Raw genomic sequence first — 14,632 nt, 5'->3', positions numbered from 1 at the left:
GCCCGCGACAGCAGCGGCCGTTGCCGACCGTCGGGCCCGGCGAGCGGCTGTGGGTGCTCGACATCCCGTACGGGACGCAGGTCGACGGCGCCACGTGGCACTCGGCGGTCAAGACCCACCTCTACGTCGGTCGCGACCTGCCCGCGCACCTGGCGCCCTGGTCACCGGGGCCCTACACGCTCGGTCGGTTCATCGAGAACACCCTCAATCCCGACCGTCCGACGCCCGACCCCGAGCCCACCGACGAGCTCGAGCCGCGGCGGATCCAGTTCGAGGCGGCCGACGCGATCGCGGCGCGCGCCGCAGCGGGCGGGCGGCAGTTCCTGCTCGCGGACGAGCCCGGTGTGGGCAAGACGATCTCCGCGGTTCTGGGGGCGACGGCGGTGGGTGACCTCCGCGGCGCGCGACGGGTGCTCGTCGTGGCCGACAGGCCTGCCGCGATCACGATCGGCCACTGGTGCCGGACGATCACGGCGCTGGGGCACGGCGGCCTCGAGTGGGTCGTCATCACGTGGGACCGGCTGGACAAGGTCACGGACCACACCTGGGACGTGATCATCGCCGACGAGGCGCACGCCCTGCGGCGTACGACGACGAAGCGGTGGAAGCTCTGGGCCCGGATCTCCGGACACGGCAAGCCGCACGACACGGCACCGTTCGTCATCTCGACGACCGCGACGCCCGGACACACGCCGCTCGAACTGCCCTACCTCGCTCCGGCCTACGCCCAGGTGCTGGGCGAGTCGATGAAGGAGTGGACGTCGGCGACGCGTCCCGGGGACGCGTTCGCCGCCGCGCTCGAGCGCCACGGCGTCGGGTTGGAACCGGGACGCTACGGCGCGACGTGGACAGTTGACCCGGCGCGCCGTGCGGCAGACCTCAAGCTCGTCCGCGGCTGGCTCGACGAGGAGCGGCCACCGGCGATGCTGCACCGCGCCGCGCCCTGGGGTCCGGTGCCGATCTCCGGCATGCCGGTGGCGCTCACCCCGGCCGAGCGGACGGCGTACGAGACCGAGTGGGGCGAGTTCTGCCGAGAGATGGACATCGCCCGTCGCGGTCGCAACAAGGCGTTGGGTCGGGCCGCACTCCTGCGCTTCCGGCAGAAGGCCGGGCTCATCCGCGTCGACTCGACGGTCGCCTGGATCGCCCAGCAGGTCCAGGCCGAACGTCAGGTGGCGTGCTCGGTCGAGTTCGTCGCGACCGCCGCCGACCCGATCGCGGACCGGCTGCGGGACTCCGGCATCGAGGTCGCCACGATCTACGGCCGCGACCGGTTCGACCCGGAGGCCGAGCGGCTGAGGTTCCAGACCGGGCAGGCGAAGGTCTGCGTCTTCACCACGGTCGCCTCGATCAGCCTCCACGCCGGCGAGACCCTCGCCGACGGCCACTGCGCGAGCACGGAGCCGCGGGTCGGCGTCTTCCACCAGGCCCGCTTCTCGGGCATCGCCGGGCGGCAGGTGACCGGCCGCACCCACCGCGACCACCAGGTCTCGCCGTGGCACATCGCCTACGCCGAGGACACCGTCGAGGAGCAGGTCGGCAAGGTCATGGTGGAGCGGATCGCCGCAGCGTCCGACACGGTGGGCGGCGACACCACCGGACTCGCCGACGTCGCCCAGCTGCTCGGCGCCGACTGGCTGCCCGTCACGACCCTGACCGAGGACGGCGCCTGAACCGCCCGGTGACGTCTAGGGTCGCAGCATGCCCGAGTTCACCTGGCTCCCGGCCAACCAAGCATCGACCCAGGACGTCGAGGCGGTCTTCGCCACGAGCGGCGCCGCCAAGTGTCGGTGCCAGGCGATGAAGGTGCCGGGCTGGATCTGGCGCGACACCAACCAGGACCAGCGCGACGCCGCGCTGATCGAGCAGACCGCCTGCGGCACCGCCGGTCCGACCTCCGGGCTGATCGGGTACGTCGACGGCGAGGCGGCCGGCTGGGTCGCGGTCGAGCCGCGGGAGAACTACCCCCGGCTGTGGAGCCGGAAGCAGCCGTGGATGCGGATGGACCCCGAGCGGGAGGGCGTCTGGTCGGTCACGTGCTTCGTCGTGCGCAAGGGCTGGCGGAAGGCGGGGCTGACGTACGAGCTCGCCGCCGCCACTGTCGCGTACGGCCAGCAGGTCGGCGCCCGCGTCCTCGAGGGATACCCGATCGAGCCGCCACCGGGCAAGACCGTGATCTGGGACGAGGCGTCGGTCGGCCTGCTCCAGGTCTTCCTCGAGGCCGGCTACGAGGTGACGGCCTCGCCCACCCTGCGGCGGCGCGTGGTCCGGCTGGAGATCCCCGCTGGGGAGGCATCGTGAGGCTGCTCCTGACGTCCGGGGGAGTCACCAACCCGAGCATCCGCTCGGCGCTGGAGGAGATGCTCGGGAAGCCGGTCGGCGAGTGCACCGCCCTGCTCGTCCCGACCGCGATGTGGGGTCACCCGATGTGTGGTCCGGCGTCGGTGCAGAGGTCGGCCGCCGGTGGGACGTCCTCGCCGCACTTCTCCGGCCTGGGCTGGGGCTCCGTGGGCGTCCTCGAGCTCACCGCACTGCCCACCATCGGGGAGGACCGTTGGATCCCCTGGGTCCGCGAGGCCGACGTCCTCCTGGTGGACGGCGGCGACGCGACCTACCTGTGCCACTGGGTGCGCGAGTCAGGGCTGGCCGACCTGCTGCCGTCTCTGCCCGACACCGTCTGGGTCGGCGTGAGTGCCGGAAGCATGGTGATGACGCCCCGGATCGGGAGCGACTTCGTCAGCTGGCCGTCCGCGCCGGATGACCGCACCCTGGGGGTCGTCGACTTCTCGATCTTCCCGCACCTGGACCTGTTCCCCACGAACACGCTGGCCGACGCCGAGCGGTGGGCGGCCGACATCGGCGGACCGGCCTACGCCATCGACGAGCAGACCGCCATCTCGGTGGTCGACGCCACAGTGGAAGTGGTCTCCGAGGGCCAGTGGGTGGCGTTCGGGACGGACTGAGCGCTGCCGCGGATTCGACACGGGCGCACGACCAATGTTCTGGTGGAGGCGCTGCAGGCACTGCCCCTCGTGGACGAGGCGCCCCCCATCGCGAGGCGAGAGCAGGCCGCGGCCTCGACGCCTGACCGGACGGCGTCGCGTCCGAGCGCCCCCGATGCGCCCAACATGTGAGGTCTGACGCACGTGCGTGCCACCACCACACCTGCCCTGTTCACCCGCCCGCGCAACGTCGCTGCCAGCGTCGCCGCGGCTGCTCTCGCACTCACCCTCGTTCCCGGCAGCGCGTCCGCGCAGCAGGCGGACACCGAGCCCGTCGACGTACGCCTCAAGGTGGCCGACGCGGCCCCCGTCGAGGTCGCCACCACACCCCAGGCGTGGCCCGGGGAGCTGCTCGAGGCCTACGGCGTGAGCGTGGACGGCAACGACCTCGTCGACGTCGTCCGCGACGGCGACGAGGTCTCGGGGGAGCGAAAGCGGCTGCGCCAGGGCGACGTCGTACGCCTGACCGACGTGGTCAAGGAGCGGAAGACCAAGCGCGAGCGCGTGCGTCGCGGCACCGTCGAGGTGTTCACGACCGAGCTCAAGCCCGGCGTCCGCAAGGTCGTCCGCGAGGGCCGGCCCGGCACCCGCGTGGTCGTCGCGCGCAAGACGTTCCACAACGGCGAGCCCGTGAAGTACCGCGTCATCAAGCGCAAGCTCGTGAAGGACCCGCGCCCGCGCCGCGTGCTCGTGGGCCGCGAGGCGTACGCCGTCGCCGGTGCGAACGGCCTCAACTGGGGCGCCCTCGCCAACTGCGAGTCCGGCGGCAACCCCGATGCAGTGAACCCGGCCGGCTACTACGGGCTCTACCAGTTCGACCTCGGCACGTGGCGCAGCGTGGGCGGCTCCGGTCTGCCGACCTCCGCCTCGGCCGGCGAGCAGACCTACCGCGCCAAGCTGCTCTACAAGCAGCGCGGGCGCTCGCCGTGGCCCACCTGCGGCCGCCTGCTCTGACCGGACCTACTGGGCGCCGGGGAACCCGTGCTGGCGCCAGGCCTCGTAGGTCACGACGGCCGCTGAGTTCGACAGGTTGAGCGACCTGCGGCCGGCGATCATCGGGATCCGGAGCCGATCGGTGACCCGCTCGTGGTCCAGCACCGCGGGTGGCAGGCCGGTCGGCTCCGGCCCGAACAGCAGCACGTCGCCTGCCTCGAACTCGACGTCCGTGTGCCAGCGGGTGGCGTGGGCGGTGAAGGCGAACACCCGCGAGGCTGCGACCGCAGGGGTGGCCAGGGCCGCGTCGAGGTCCGCGTGCACCTCCACCGACGCCAGGTCGTGGTAGTCCAGGCCGGCGCGCCTGAGCTGGGGCTCGGAGAGGTCGAACCCGAGCGGCTCGACCAGGTGCAGGGTCGCTCCCGTCCCGGCGACCATCCGGATCGCGTTGCCCGTGTTGGGCGGGATCCGGGGCTCGAGGAACATCACGTGGAACACGGCGTCAACGTAGTCGCCGACCCGGCTCGCGGCTGCGCGGGGGAGTGGTCCACACTTGTCACCTGCCGGGCTCGTCAGAGGCCGGCTCTGCGGACGTGGTGTAGTTGCAGCACGCCTCCCTTCCAGGGAGATGGTCGAGGTTCAAATCCTCGCGTCCGCTCCAGACTTCTCAGAGTGCCCGCGTGCGCACCATCCGCAGCACCGCCTCGGAGCGCTCGGTGAGCGAGCTGACCACCACGGGGGCGGCCTCCGCGGCTGCGACCTCGCGGGCGCGCCCCACCCAGGCCTCGTCGATGGCGTAGACCGGGAAGAGGCTGGCGGTGAGCGTGAGGCCGGGGATCATCCCGCCCTCGTGCAGGGTGGGCAGCGCGTCGAGGTAGCGCTCGGCGTACGGCGCCAGCACCTCGGCCTGACCGGGCCGCCAGAAGGCGCCTGCGATCGTGCCGGCGGCCTGGATGGGCGCGGTGCGGTCCACCAACGCCTTCCACGCCTCCTCCTTCGCCTCCGGGGAGGGCGAGCTCGCGCGGACGCACAGCGCGCGGATCCAGGCGTCGGGGTCGGGGTCGCGCTCCTGCAGCGCCCGTACGGCGTCGGTGTCGACGTCGCCGAGCTCGGCTCGACGCTGGAGGATGTACCACTGCAGGTCGAGGTCGTCGCCGGCCTCCTCGCGCAGCGCGGCGAGGTCGTCGTCGCCGACCGCGGTCCGGGCCAGCGTGCGCAGCGCCGACTGCCGTGACACCCCCGCGGCCACCAGGTGGCGCGCGGCGACGGCCACCTGCGCCTCGAGGCCGACCCGCTCCGACTCGGGCGCCCATCGCTGGGCAGCGGTGAGGGCGAGGTCGAGGCACGGCTCCGCGACCGTCTCCACGGTCTCCACCGACAGCACGTCGGTGAAGGCGCCCACGGCCTCCGCGGCCGTCGCCTCGGTGTTGGACAGCATGTCCCACACGGTGGCCATCGCCACGGCGCGTGCCAGCGTCGTGGGCAGGCCCGACGGGTGGCCGAACAGCATCTCCCGCCCGGCAGCGTCGGGCCGGGTGGTGGCGAACGTGGTGTCGTCGTGGTTGACCAGGTAGAGATCGGCCTCGGGGAGCCCCTCGACGACGGTGCGCGCGCCGTCCACCTCCACGACGACCGAGCCCACCTCCTCGAGCGACTCACCGGCGCGACGGTAGGCACCCACGCCCACTACCTGCGGGTGGGGGGCACCGTGGGCGCCGACGGCGGTGAGCACCAGTCCCTCGTCGGTGTGCTCGATGCCCAGCCGGTCGACGCCGGCCGTCTCCAGCCACGCCGTACGCCACGGCTGGAGATCGCGCCCGCTGGCCTGCTCGAGCGAGCCGACGAGGTCGTCGAGGGTGGTGTTGCCCCAGGCGTGCTCGGCGAAGTAGGCGCTCATGCCCACGCAGAACGTGTCCTCGCCGACGAAGTGCATGAGCTGCTTGAGGACCGCCGCTCCCTTGGGGTAGGTGATGGAGTCGAAGATCGACTCGGCGTCGGCCACCGTCGGCACGGGCTGGCGGATGGGGTGCGAGCTCGGGCCCTGGTCGGCGAGGTAGGCGTTGAGCTTGTCGCCCACCAGGTTGTTGGCGGCGGTGTCGCCGTAGGCGGTGGCCCGCTCGGCCGCCCACATGCAGGCGAACTCGGCGAAGGCCTCGTTGAGCCAGAGGTCGTCCCACCAGCGCATCGTGACGATGTTGCCGAACCACATGTGCGCCATCTCGTGGAGCAGCACGTTGGTGAACAGCTGCCACTCGCCGGTGGTGGGCTCGTGGCGGCGCAGGATGCTGTCGGCCCACGTGACGCAGCCGTAGTTCTCCATCGCCCCGCCGAACTCCGGCAGGAACACCTGGTCGTACGAGCGCTGCGGGAACGGCATGCCGAAGCGCTCGCCGAAGAACGCGAGACCCTGCGCGGTGAGGGTGAACACCTGCTCGGCGTCGCGCTCGAGCGCGGACGCGAGGGTCTGGCGGGCGTAGAGGCCGAGCTCGTAGCCGTCGACCTCCCGGCGCACCTCCACGAACGGGCCGGCCACCACCACCGGGTTGTACGTCGACAGCGGCGGCGTGGGCTCGAAGGTCCACCGCCTCCCGCCCTCGACGTCCGCGACCACCGGGTCGCCGGAGTTGCTCACCACGGTCCACGCCGCCGGCGCTGTGACCGTGAAGGCGTGCGGCGCCTTGAGGTCGGGCTGGTCGAAGCACGCCCACGCGTAGCGCGCCTCGTCGGGCTCGAAGGAGGTCCACAGGTAGACGTTGTCGTCGCCGGGGTCGACGGCGCGGTGCACCCCGCGCCCGTGCGTGGTGTCGCTCTGCACGGTGGCCACCACCAGCTCGTTCTCCTCGGCGAGGTCGGTCAGCGCGATGCGCCCCTCGTACGCCGCGGGCAACGGCGTGCCGTTGAGCGTCGCCGACTCCACCTCGGCGCAGCAGTCGACGAACGTCGACGACCCGACGGTGCTCGTGAAGCGCACCGTGCTGACGGCCCGGAAGGCGGGACCGTCGACCAGGCCGGTGAGGTCGATGGCGATGTCGTAGGACGTGACCGACAGGAGGGCCGCACGCTCGACGGCCTCCTCCTGTCGAAGGCTGCGGACGGGCACGGGGTGGTCCTCACTCGAGGTCGGATGCTGCGGACGACGCCCGAGGCGAGCGACGTTCGCAGCCTAGGCCGCGGTGCGCATGAGGGCGAGAGCCGCTACTGCCCGATCCGCGTCCGCACCTCGTACAGCTCGGGGAAGAACGTGAGCGACAGGGCCCGCCTGAGGAAGTCCACCCCCGACGACCCACCGGTGCCGACCTTGTGGCCGATGACCCGCTGGACCACCTGCAGGTGCCGGAAACGCCACTGCTGGAAGGAGTCCTCGATGTCGACGAGCTCCTCGCAGGTCTCGTAGACGCCCCAGTGCTCGGCCGGTGCGGAGTAGACGCCGGCGAAGACATCGACCAGGTCGGGGTCGGAGGTGTGCGGCTGCGACCAGTCGCGGTCCAGCAGCCGCTGCGGCACGGCGTACCCCTGCCGGCCGAGGTGGGCGAGGAACTCGTCGTAGAGCGACGGCTCGTGCAGCAGCTCCTCGAGCGAGGCTCGCGCGGCCTCGTCGTGGGAGAAGACCGCGACCATGTCGGCGTTCTTGTTGCCGAGCAGGAACTCGACCTCGCGGTACTGCGCGGACTGGAAGCCGGAGCTGGTCGCGAGGAACGGCCGGATCTCGGCGTACTCGCTCGGCGTCAGCGTCGCGAGCACGGACCACTGGTCGGTGAGGGTGTGCTGGATGTGCTTGATCCGCGCCATCCGCTTGAGCGCGGGGGAGAGGTCGTCGGAGCGCAGGAGCGCGCGCGCCGAGCGGAGCTCGTGGATCATCAGCTTGAGCCACAGCTCGCTGGTCTGGTGCTGCACGATGAAGAGCAGCTCGTCGTGCTGCTGCGGGTCCGACAGCGGCTGCTGCGCCGAGAGCAGCACGTCGAGGCGCAGGTAGTCGCCGTAGGACATCGACCGCGAGAAGTCCTGCTGGATGCCGTCCTCGAGGTCGCGCTTGTTCGGAGTCTCGCCCATTCCTTCTGACATGGACCGCAACCTAGTCGGTGGCCTCGTCTACCGTCGCTCCATGGCCCCGTCGACCGCAGGTGAGCTGACCCGCACCTGGGTGCCCGCGTGGCCGTGCTCGGTCGCGCAGGTGCTGCGGCCGCAGCGACGCGGTGCCGGCGACCCGACCCAGCGCGAGGACGACGCGGGACGCTCCTGGCGCGCCATGCGTACGCCGACCGGGCCGGCGTCGCTGTGCATCCAGCCGCGCCCGACGACGGGCGACGTGCTCGGGCGGGCGTGGGGTCCGGGTGCCGAGTGGGCCCTCGACCGGATGCCGGCGCTGCTCGGTGCCGACGACGACCCGACCGGCTTCGAGACCCACCACCACCCGCAGGTGGCCGAGGGGTGGAAGCGGCACCGGCACTGGCGCATCGGCGGCACCGGGCTGGTGATGGAGTCGTTGGTGCCCTCGATCCTCGAGCAGAAGGTCACCGGCAAGCAGGCCTTCGGCTCGTTCCGCGACCTGGTGCGCCGCCACGGTGAGCCGGCGCCGGGACCGGTCGCGACGTTGCGCCTGATGCTCCAGCCGACCCCGGAGACGATCGCGGCGATCCCGTCGTGGGAGTGGCTGCGGCTCGGCGTACAGCCTGCGCAGTCGCGCACGATGGTCACCGCCTGCCGGCTGGCGTCGTCGCTGGAGCGGGTGTCCGGCGTGCCGGTCGCGGCGGCCGACAAGCGGCTGCGGTCGGTGCGCGGGATCGGCGTGTGGACCAGCGCCGAGGTGCGCATGCGGGCGCTCGGTGACGCCGACGCGGTGAGCTTCGGCGACTACCACCTCGCCAACTGGGTCGGCTGGGCGCTGGTCGGGCACGACATCACCGACGACGAGATGGCCGAGCTGCTCGAGCCCTACCGGCCCCAGCGCGGACGCGCCGCGGCGATGGCGATCGCCGGCGGCCGGACGAGGCCACGTCGCGGTCCGCGGATGAGCGTCCCGACGCACCTGCCCACGCGCTGACCCGGGGCGTCGGTCAGAGGAGGGGACGCAGCGGCGCCAGGAAGCTCTCGGTGAACTTCCGGTTGAGGTCGCGCGCCTCCCACTCGGACAGGGTCAGCTCGAGGCAGTTGGTCGCGTCGGTGCGGAAGACGTCCTCCATCACCGAGGCGAAGTCGGGGTCGATCACCTCGAGGTTGATCTCGTAGTTGCCCTGCAGGCTGAGGCGGTCGATGTTGGCGGTGCCGACGGTGGACCAGCTGCCGTCGATGGTCGCCGTCTTGGCGTGCACCATCGCGTCCTTGAAGCGCAGGATCCGCACCCCCGACGCGAGCAGCTGCCCGTAGTAGCCGCGCGAGATCCAGTCGGCCACGATGTGGTTGGACTTCAGCGGCAGCAGGATCCGTACGTCGACCCCGCGGCGCGCCGCGTCGGTGAGCGCGTCGACGAAGTCCTGGTCGGGGAGGAAGTAGGCAGTGGTCAGCCAGATGTTGCGGCTGGCCCGGTTGATCGCCTCGAGGTACATGCTGCGGATCGGGAAGTTCCACTGCCTCGGGACGTTGCGGTGGATCCGGATCTGCGGGTCCCAGTCGGACGCGGTCTCGAGCAGGAGCGGCCGCTCGCTGCGGCGCAGCCGGTGGCGGCGGTTGAGGTTCCAGAAGTCCGCGAACGCCCGCTTGAGGTCCCACACGCCCGGGCCGGTGATCCGCACGTGCGTGTCACGCCACTCGGTGGCGTACGCCGAGCCGATGTTGTAGCCGCCCAGGAAGGCGACCTCCTCGTCGACGACCAGCATCTTGCGGTGGTCACGGCCGTAGCGGCGCAGGTCCCAGACACGGAGACCGGCCGTCCACACCGGGTAGCGCAGCACCTTCATCGAGGGCGAGAAGCGCTTGAAGGCCGGGGACACGACGAGGTTGGCGAAGCCGTCGTAGGTGCAGTGCACGTCGACGCCGCGGTCGGCCGCGGCGGTCAGGGCGGTCTTGAACTTCCACCCGATCTCGTCGCCCTTCCAGATGTAGGTCTCGAAGAGGATCTGCTTCTTGGCGCCGTCGATCGCGGCGAGCATGTCGTCGTAGAGGTCGCGCCCGAAGGTGTACGTCGTGATCTCGCCGCCGCCCACCGCGACGGTCTCCGGGCTGGTGACCGGGAACGGCTTGGGCTTCTTGCCGCGGCGTCGGTAGGAGTCGACGAGCGAGAGCGCGATCGCGAGTCCGAACTGGAGCGCGAACAGCCCGAGCAGCCCCCGTCGTACGGCGGTCAGCAGGCGGGCGGTCGTCACGCGCACAATCTAGCGAGCATCAGCCAGCGTCGTGGCTCAGGCCAGCCCGAGGGCGGCGTAGCGCGCCACGTCGCACGGCTGGTCGGAGAAGATCCGGAAGAGCGCGGCCCGCAGCATCGCCTGCCGCTCGACACCGCTGCGCCAGTCGTCGAGGGCGGCCCGCGCGGCGCCGTGCCACAGCACCGCGTCGAGCACGCAGATCGCCTCGGCCCACAGCGGTGAGCGCCAGGCGAGGGAGAGGTCGATGACGAACGGGATCCCGTCCGCGTCCAGCAGCACGTTGCCGGCGAGGTCGGCGTGGACGAGCTGGTCGCGGCCGAGGTCGGTGTCGTCGAGCCCGGCGACCAGCGCGGTGACGAGCGCGCCGAGTCCCGGCTCGGGTCGCTCGGCCGCCGCGCGGAGGGCCGCGTCGCCGTCGTACGCCAGGCGCTCGGCCACCGCCCACTGGTCGGTGCGCAGGTCCAGGGCGTCGGGTCGCGCCGGGACGGCGCTGGCCAGGCGGGCGTGGAGGAGGTGGGCGGTGGCTCGCAGCGCCGCGAGGTCGCGGCAGGGCGTCGTACCCGGCTCGAAGCGGGTCGCGGCCCAGCCGTCGACGACCAGGCTTCCGTCACGGGCCGGGACGGGCAGGCAGAGCCGGATCGAGCGGGGCACCTCCTCGTCGAGACGGACCGCGAGCCGGGCCTGGGCGAACGCCAGCCAGGCGAGCTGCGTCACGTCGTGACCGGGGGAGAGCACGAGGTCCCCGGCCCGCACGCTCGTGCCCCGGCCACCCGCGAGGGGCTCGAGCGGCCCGTCCGCGACAAACAGGTCCAGCACGTGTGCCGGTGGCAGGGCGGCGTCCGAGGGCATGGCCATGAACGTAGGGGGTGTGTGTCGGACAGGACAAAGTCGTCGGGCGGACCGCCGCTGAGCGTGGGCCGACACCCGGACCCGGACTTCCTCCTGTCCGACGCGTACGCCCCGCCGCCCCGGCCCCCGGTGACCGGTCCTCGAGAGAGCCAGTGTCGGTGGCGGCCCGTACGCTCGACCCATGCGTCCGATCACCGATCTCGAGCGTCGTGTGGCGCCCTTCAAGGTCGTCTCCGACTACCAACCTGCAGGCGACCAGCCGGCCGCGATCGAGGAGATCGTCGAGCGTCTGAAGGGCGGCGTGGAGGACATCGTGCTCCTCGGCGCGACCGGCACCGGCAAGACCGCCACCGTCGCGTGGGTGGCGGAGCAGATGCAGCGTCCGGTGCTGGTGCTCCAGCCCAACAAGACCCTCGCCGCCCAGTTCGCCAACGAGCTGCGCCAGCTCTTCCCGGACAACGCGGTCGAGTACTTCGTCTCCTACTACGACTACTACCAGCCCGAGGCCTACGTCCCCCAGACCGACACCTACATCGAGAAGGACTCCTCCATCAACGAGGAGGTCGAGCGGCTGCGCCACAGCGCGACCAACAGCCTGCTCACCCGCCGCGACACGATCGTGGTCTCGACGGTGTCCTGCATCTACGGCCTCGGCACCCCCCAGGAGTACGTCGACCGGATGCTGCGGCTCAAGGTCGGCGAGGAGCACGACCGCGACTCGGTGCTCCGCCGGCTCGTCGAGATCCAGTACACCCGCAACGACATGTCCTTCACCCGCGGCACCTTCCGGGTCCGCGGCGACACCCTCGAGATCTTCCCCGTCTACGAGGAGCTCGCCGTCCGCGTGGAGTTCTTCGGAGACGAGATCGAGCGGCTGATGACGCTACACCCGATCAGCGGCGAGGTGATCTCCGACGACACCGAGCTCCACGTCTTCCCCGCCACCCACTACGTCGCCGGTCCCGAGCGGATGGAGCGGGCGATCAAGGGCATCGAGCTCGAGCTCGACGACCAGCTCGCCACCTTCGAGAAGCAGGGCAAGCTGCTCGAGGCCCAGCGGCTGCGGATGCGCACGACGTACGACGTCGAGATGATGCGGCAGGTCGGCTCCTGCTCCGGCATCGAGAACTACTCGATGCACATGGACGGCCGCACCCGCGGCAGCGCGCCCAACACGCTGCTCGACTACTTCCCCGAGGACTTCGTCCTGGTCGTCGACGAGTCGCACGTCGCCGTGCCGCAGATCGGTGGGATGTACGAGGGCGACATGTCGCGCAAGCGCAACCTCGTCGACCACGGCTTCCGGCTGCCGAGCGCGATGGACAACCGGCCGCTCAAGTTCGAGGAGTTCCTCGACCGGATCGGCCAGACGATCTACCTCTCCGCCACCCCGGGCAACTACGAGCTCGACAAGGTCGGCGGTGTCGACGAGACGGTCCAGCAGATCATCCGCCCGACCGGCCTGGTCGACCCGGAGGTCGTGGTCAAGCCGACCAAGGGCCAGATCGACGACCTGATCCACGAGATCCGCACGCGCGCCGACAAGAACGAGCGCGTCCTGGTGACCACGCTGACCAAGAAGATGTCCGAGGACCTCACCGACTACCTCCTCGACGCCGGCATCCGCACCCGCTACCTCCACTCCGAGGTCGACACGCTGCGTCGCATCGAGCTGCTGCGCGAGCTGCGGATGGGGGAGTACGACGTCCTGGTCGGCATCAACCTCCTCCGCGAGGGCCTCGACCTGCCCGAGGTGTCGCTGGTCGCGATCCTCGACGCCGACAAGGAGGGCTTCCTGCGCTCCGACAAGTCGCTCATCCAGACCATCGGTCGCGCGGCGCGCAACGTGTCCGGCCAGGTCCACATGTACGCCGACAAGATCACGCCGTCGATGGAGAACGCGATCGGCGAGACCAACCGTCGCCGGGCGATCCAGGTCGCGTACAACAAGGAGCGCGGCCTCGACCCCCAGCCGCTGCGCAAGAAGATCGCCGACATCACCGAGATGCTCGCGCGCGAGGACGAGAACACCGAGGAGCTGCTGCGCACCTGGGCCGACGTCGGCCAGAAGGGCCGCGCCGGTGGCGTCAAGGCAGGCAAGTCGCCCACCCCGGCCCTCTCGCGGATCCACAAGGAGATCCCGGACACCGCCGGCATCCCCAGCAGCGACCTGGCCGAGCTCATCCAGGGGCTGACCGACCAGATGAAGACCGCCGCCGCCGAGCTGCACTTCGAGGTGGCCGCCCGTCTGCGCGACGAGATCTCGGACCTCAAGAAGGAGCTCCGTCAGATGATGGAGGCGACGAAGTGACGCGGGAAGGCTGAGGGATCCGGCAGGGGATCGTCCGGGTCGCGTCCTACAGTGCTTGGCATGACAGGTCCCGGGGCTGCCTGGCGGTGGCTCGACGGCGTGGCGGCGGCATGGTTCGACGCGCCGTCGCTCGTCGAGGGCGCCGCGCTGGCAGGACGGATCGTGGACCTGTCGCCCGACGCCGCGGTCGACGTACGTCCGTCGGGCGTGCGGGTGCGCCTCGACTCGGCCGCGCACGCCGAGGCGGTCTCCGCGCTCGCTCGCGACGTCGGGCTGGCGGCCGATCCCGCGGCGCTGCAGCAGGTGAGCGTGGTGATCGAGTCCGTCGACCCGACGCAGGTGAGGGACTTCTGGCAGCGCGTGCTCGACTACGGGCCCGGCGAGGACGGCGGTCTGGCAGATGCCGTGGGTCGCGACCCGGCCTTCCGGATCCGGCAGTCCACCGAGTCGCGTCCTCTCCGCAACCGCATTCACCTCGACCTGGTGCGACCGGCCGCGTCGGTCGAGGCGCTCGGTCTCGGCGAGGGAGCCGGACCGTGGGGCCTCTGCCACGCCGACCCCGACGGCAACGAGGTGGACCTCGTGCCGGGAGACCCGGTCGGCGACGGCCCCGGCACCTCCGACTGGGAGGGCGTGTGGGGCGCGATGGCGTGCTACCGCACCACCTCGCAGACCCAGCAGCACGGCCTGGCGGTCGCCGCAGCGGTGCTGGCCGACGAGGCGGGCTTCCCCCTGCTGGTCGACCTGCGCCCGGGCCTCGTGGTCATCGACACGGGCAAGGACCAGTCCGACCCCGACGCCCACGGCCTGGATCTCGTCTTCGCCGACCTCGCTGCCGGCATCCAGAGTGCCGCCCGGGACCTCGGCGCCGCGGCGGACCCGGGACTCCCGCGCCTCGTCCAGCTCTTCGTCGACGCGGCCGACGTCGACGCGGTCCGCGCCTTCTGGCTCGCCGCCCTCGGCTACGTCCCCGACCGTCGCGACGGTGTCAGTGACATCCACGACCCGCGACGGCTCGACCCGGTGCTGGTCTTCCAGGACATCGACGTGTCGGAGACGGTGCGGCGCCGCCAACGCAACCGCATCCACGTCGAGCTCGCCGTCCCCTCGGACCTGGCGCGGACACGCGTCGACGAGGCCGTCGCCGCCGGTGGTCGGGTCCTGGACGAGTCGGGCGGGCGGTGGCGGATCGCCGATCCCGAGGGCAACGAGATCGTCGTCGTGAGTGGGGACTGAGC

The 14,632-nt window shown here is 71.6% G+C and carries 12 protein-coding genes and 1 tRNA gene; 8 read left to right on the top strand and 5 right to left on the bottom strand.

Annotated features, from left to right (window positions below; translation table 11 throughout):
• The first annotated feature begins 20 nt into the window (after nucleotides 1–20).
• From BM127_RS13950 to BM127_RS22855, 4 genes are all read left to right on the top strand, one after another.
• The gene (locus BM127_RS13950) at nucleotides 21–1,673 is read left to right on the top strand and encodes a DEAD/DEAH box helicase (protein WP_231263378.1); all 1,653 of its coding nucleotides are present in this window, start codon (nucleotides 21–23) and stop codon (nucleotides 1,671–1,673) included.
• A 28-nt stretch (nucleotides 1,674–1,701) separates the two neighbouring features.
• Nucleotides 1,702–2,301, top strand: a complete 600-nt coding sequence (locus BM127_RS13945) for an N-acetyltransferase (protein WP_091199406.1) — start codon at nucleotides 1,702–1,704, stop codon at nucleotides 2,299–2,301.
• Nucleotides 2,298–2,963 (top strand): Type 1 glutamine amidotransferase-like domain-containing protein, encoded by a 666-nt coding sequence (locus tag BM127_RS13940; RefSeq protein WP_091199405.1) that lies wholly within the window; start codon nucleotides 2,298–2,300, stop codon nucleotides 2,961–2,963. Before BM127_RS13945 ends, BM127_RS13940 begins: the two co-directional genes overlap by 4 nt.
• 183 nt (nucleotides 2,964–3,146) lie before the next feature.
• A complete protein-coding gene (locus tag BM127_RS22855; protein ID WP_091199404.1) occupies nucleotides 3,147–3,956 on the top strand; it encodes a resuscitation-promoting factor in 810 nt (269 codons plus the stop codon).
• A 6-nt stretch (nucleotides 3,957–3,962) separates the two neighbouring features.
• Here the strand turns inward: BM127_RS22855 and BM127_RS13930 are convergent, their stop codons facing one another.
• Nucleotides 3,963–4,433: a tRNA (cytidine(34)-2'-O)-methyltransferase gene (locus tag BM127_RS13930; RefSeq protein WP_091199403.1), complete on the bottom strand. Its 471-nt coding sequence runs from the start codon at nucleotides 4,431–4,433 to the stop codon at nucleotides 3,963–3,965.
• 89 nt (nucleotides 4,434–4,522) lie between these two features.
• Here BM127_RS13930 and BM127_RS13925 point away from each other — a divergent pair.
• A tRNA-Gly gene (locus BM127_RS13925) sits at nucleotides 4,523–4,596 on the top strand.
• Nucleotides 4,597–4,602: 6 nt separating this feature from the next.
• Here BM127_RS13925 and pepN read toward each other — a convergent pair.
• The gene (gene pepN, locus BM127_RS13920) at nucleotides 4,603–7,035 is read right to left on the bottom strand and encodes an aminopeptidase N (protein WP_091199402.1); all 2,433 of its coding nucleotides are present in this window, start codon (nucleotides 7,033–7,035) and stop codon (nucleotides 4,603–4,605) included.
• Between the two features lie 95 nt (nucleotides 7,036–7,130).
• Nucleotides 7,131–7,997 (bottom strand): tryptophan 2,3-dioxygenase, encoded by an 867-nt coding sequence (locus BM127_RS13915; protein ID WP_231263379.1) that lies wholly within the window; start codon nucleotides 7,995–7,997, stop codon nucleotides 7,131–7,133.
• 40 nt (nucleotides 7,998–8,037) lie between these two features.
• Here BM127_RS13915 and BM127_RS13910 point away from each other — a divergent pair, with 40 nt between their 5' ends.
• Nucleotides 8,038–8,976 (top strand): DNA-3-methyladenine glycosylase family protein, encoded by a 939-nt coding sequence (locus BM127_RS13910; RefSeq protein ID WP_091199488.1) that lies wholly within the window; start codon nucleotides 8,038–8,040, stop codon nucleotides 8,974–8,976.
• Nucleotides 8,977–8,989: 13 nt separating this feature from the next.
• Here the strand turns inward: BM127_RS13910 and BM127_RS13905 are convergent, their stop codons facing one another.
• The gene (locus BM127_RS13905; RefSeq protein ID WP_308249290.1) at nucleotides 8,990–10,234 is read right to left on the bottom strand and encodes a phospholipase D-like domain-containing protein; all 1,245 of its coding nucleotides are present in this window, start codon (nucleotides 10,232–10,234) and stop codon (nucleotides 8,990–8,992) included.
• A 36-nt stretch (nucleotides 10,235–10,270) separates the two neighbouring features.
• Nucleotides 10,271–11,083 carry an aminoglycoside phosphotransferase/kinase family protein gene (locus BM127_RS13900; RefSeq protein WP_198554309.1) on the bottom strand — a complete coding sequence of 271 codons (813 nt, stop codon included), beginning with the start codon at nucleotides 11,081–11,083 and terminating at the stop codon, nucleotides 10,271–10,273.
• A 181-nt stretch (nucleotides 11,084–11,264) separates the two neighbouring features.
• Between BM127_RS13900 and uvrB the strand changes: the two genes are divergently transcribed.
• Nucleotides 11,265–13,394 carry an excinuclease ABC subunit UvrB gene (gene uvrB, locus BM127_RS13895; RefSeq protein ID WP_091199399.1) on the top strand — a complete coding sequence of 710 codons (2,130 nt, stop codon included), beginning with the start codon at nucleotides 11,265–11,267 and terminating at the stop codon, nucleotides 13,392–13,394.
• Nucleotides 13,395–13,454: 60 nt separating this feature from the next.
• Entirely contained in the window at nucleotides 13,455–14,630 is a 1,176-nt protein-coding gene (locus tag BM127_RS13890) for a VOC family protein (RefSeq protein ID WP_091199398.1), read from the top strand.
• Nucleotides 14,631–14,632: the final 2 nt, after the last annotated feature.

It is taken from the genome of Nocardioides alpinus (genome assembly GCF_900112035.1).
Taxonomy (GTDB): Bacteria; Actinomycetota; Actinomycetes; order Propionibacteriales; family Nocardioidaceae; genus Nocardioides; species Nocardioides alpinus.
This window is presented reverse-complemented; position numbering and strand designations above follow the sequence as displayed.

Bases quoted from the DNA above. Each gene is read 5' to 3' on its own strand.
- BM127_RS13945 (WP_091199406.1), top strand. From the start codon at position 1,702: ATGCCCGAGTTCACCTGGCTCCCGGCCAACCAAGCATCGACCCAGGAC.
- BM127_RS13915 (WP_231263379.1), bottom strand. From the start codon at position 7,997: ATGTCAGAAGGAATGGGCGAGACTCCGAACAAGCGCGACCTCGAGGAC.
- BM127_RS13910 (WP_091199488.1), top strand. From the start codon at position 8,038: ATGGCCCCGTCGACCGCAGGTGAGCTGACCCGCACCTGGGTGCCCGCG.
- BM127_RS13900 (WP_198554309.1), bottom strand. From the start codon at position 11,083: ATGCCCTCGGACGCCGCCCTGCCACCGGCACACGTGCTGGACCTGTTT.
- uvrB (WP_091199399.1), top strand. From the start codon at position 11,265: ATGCGTCCGATCACCGATCTCGAGCGTCGTGTGGCGCCCTTCAAGGTC.
- BM127_RS13890 (WP_091199398.1), top strand. From the start codon at position 13,455: ATGACAGGTCCCGGGGCTGCCTGGCGGTGGCTCGACGGCGTGGCGGCG.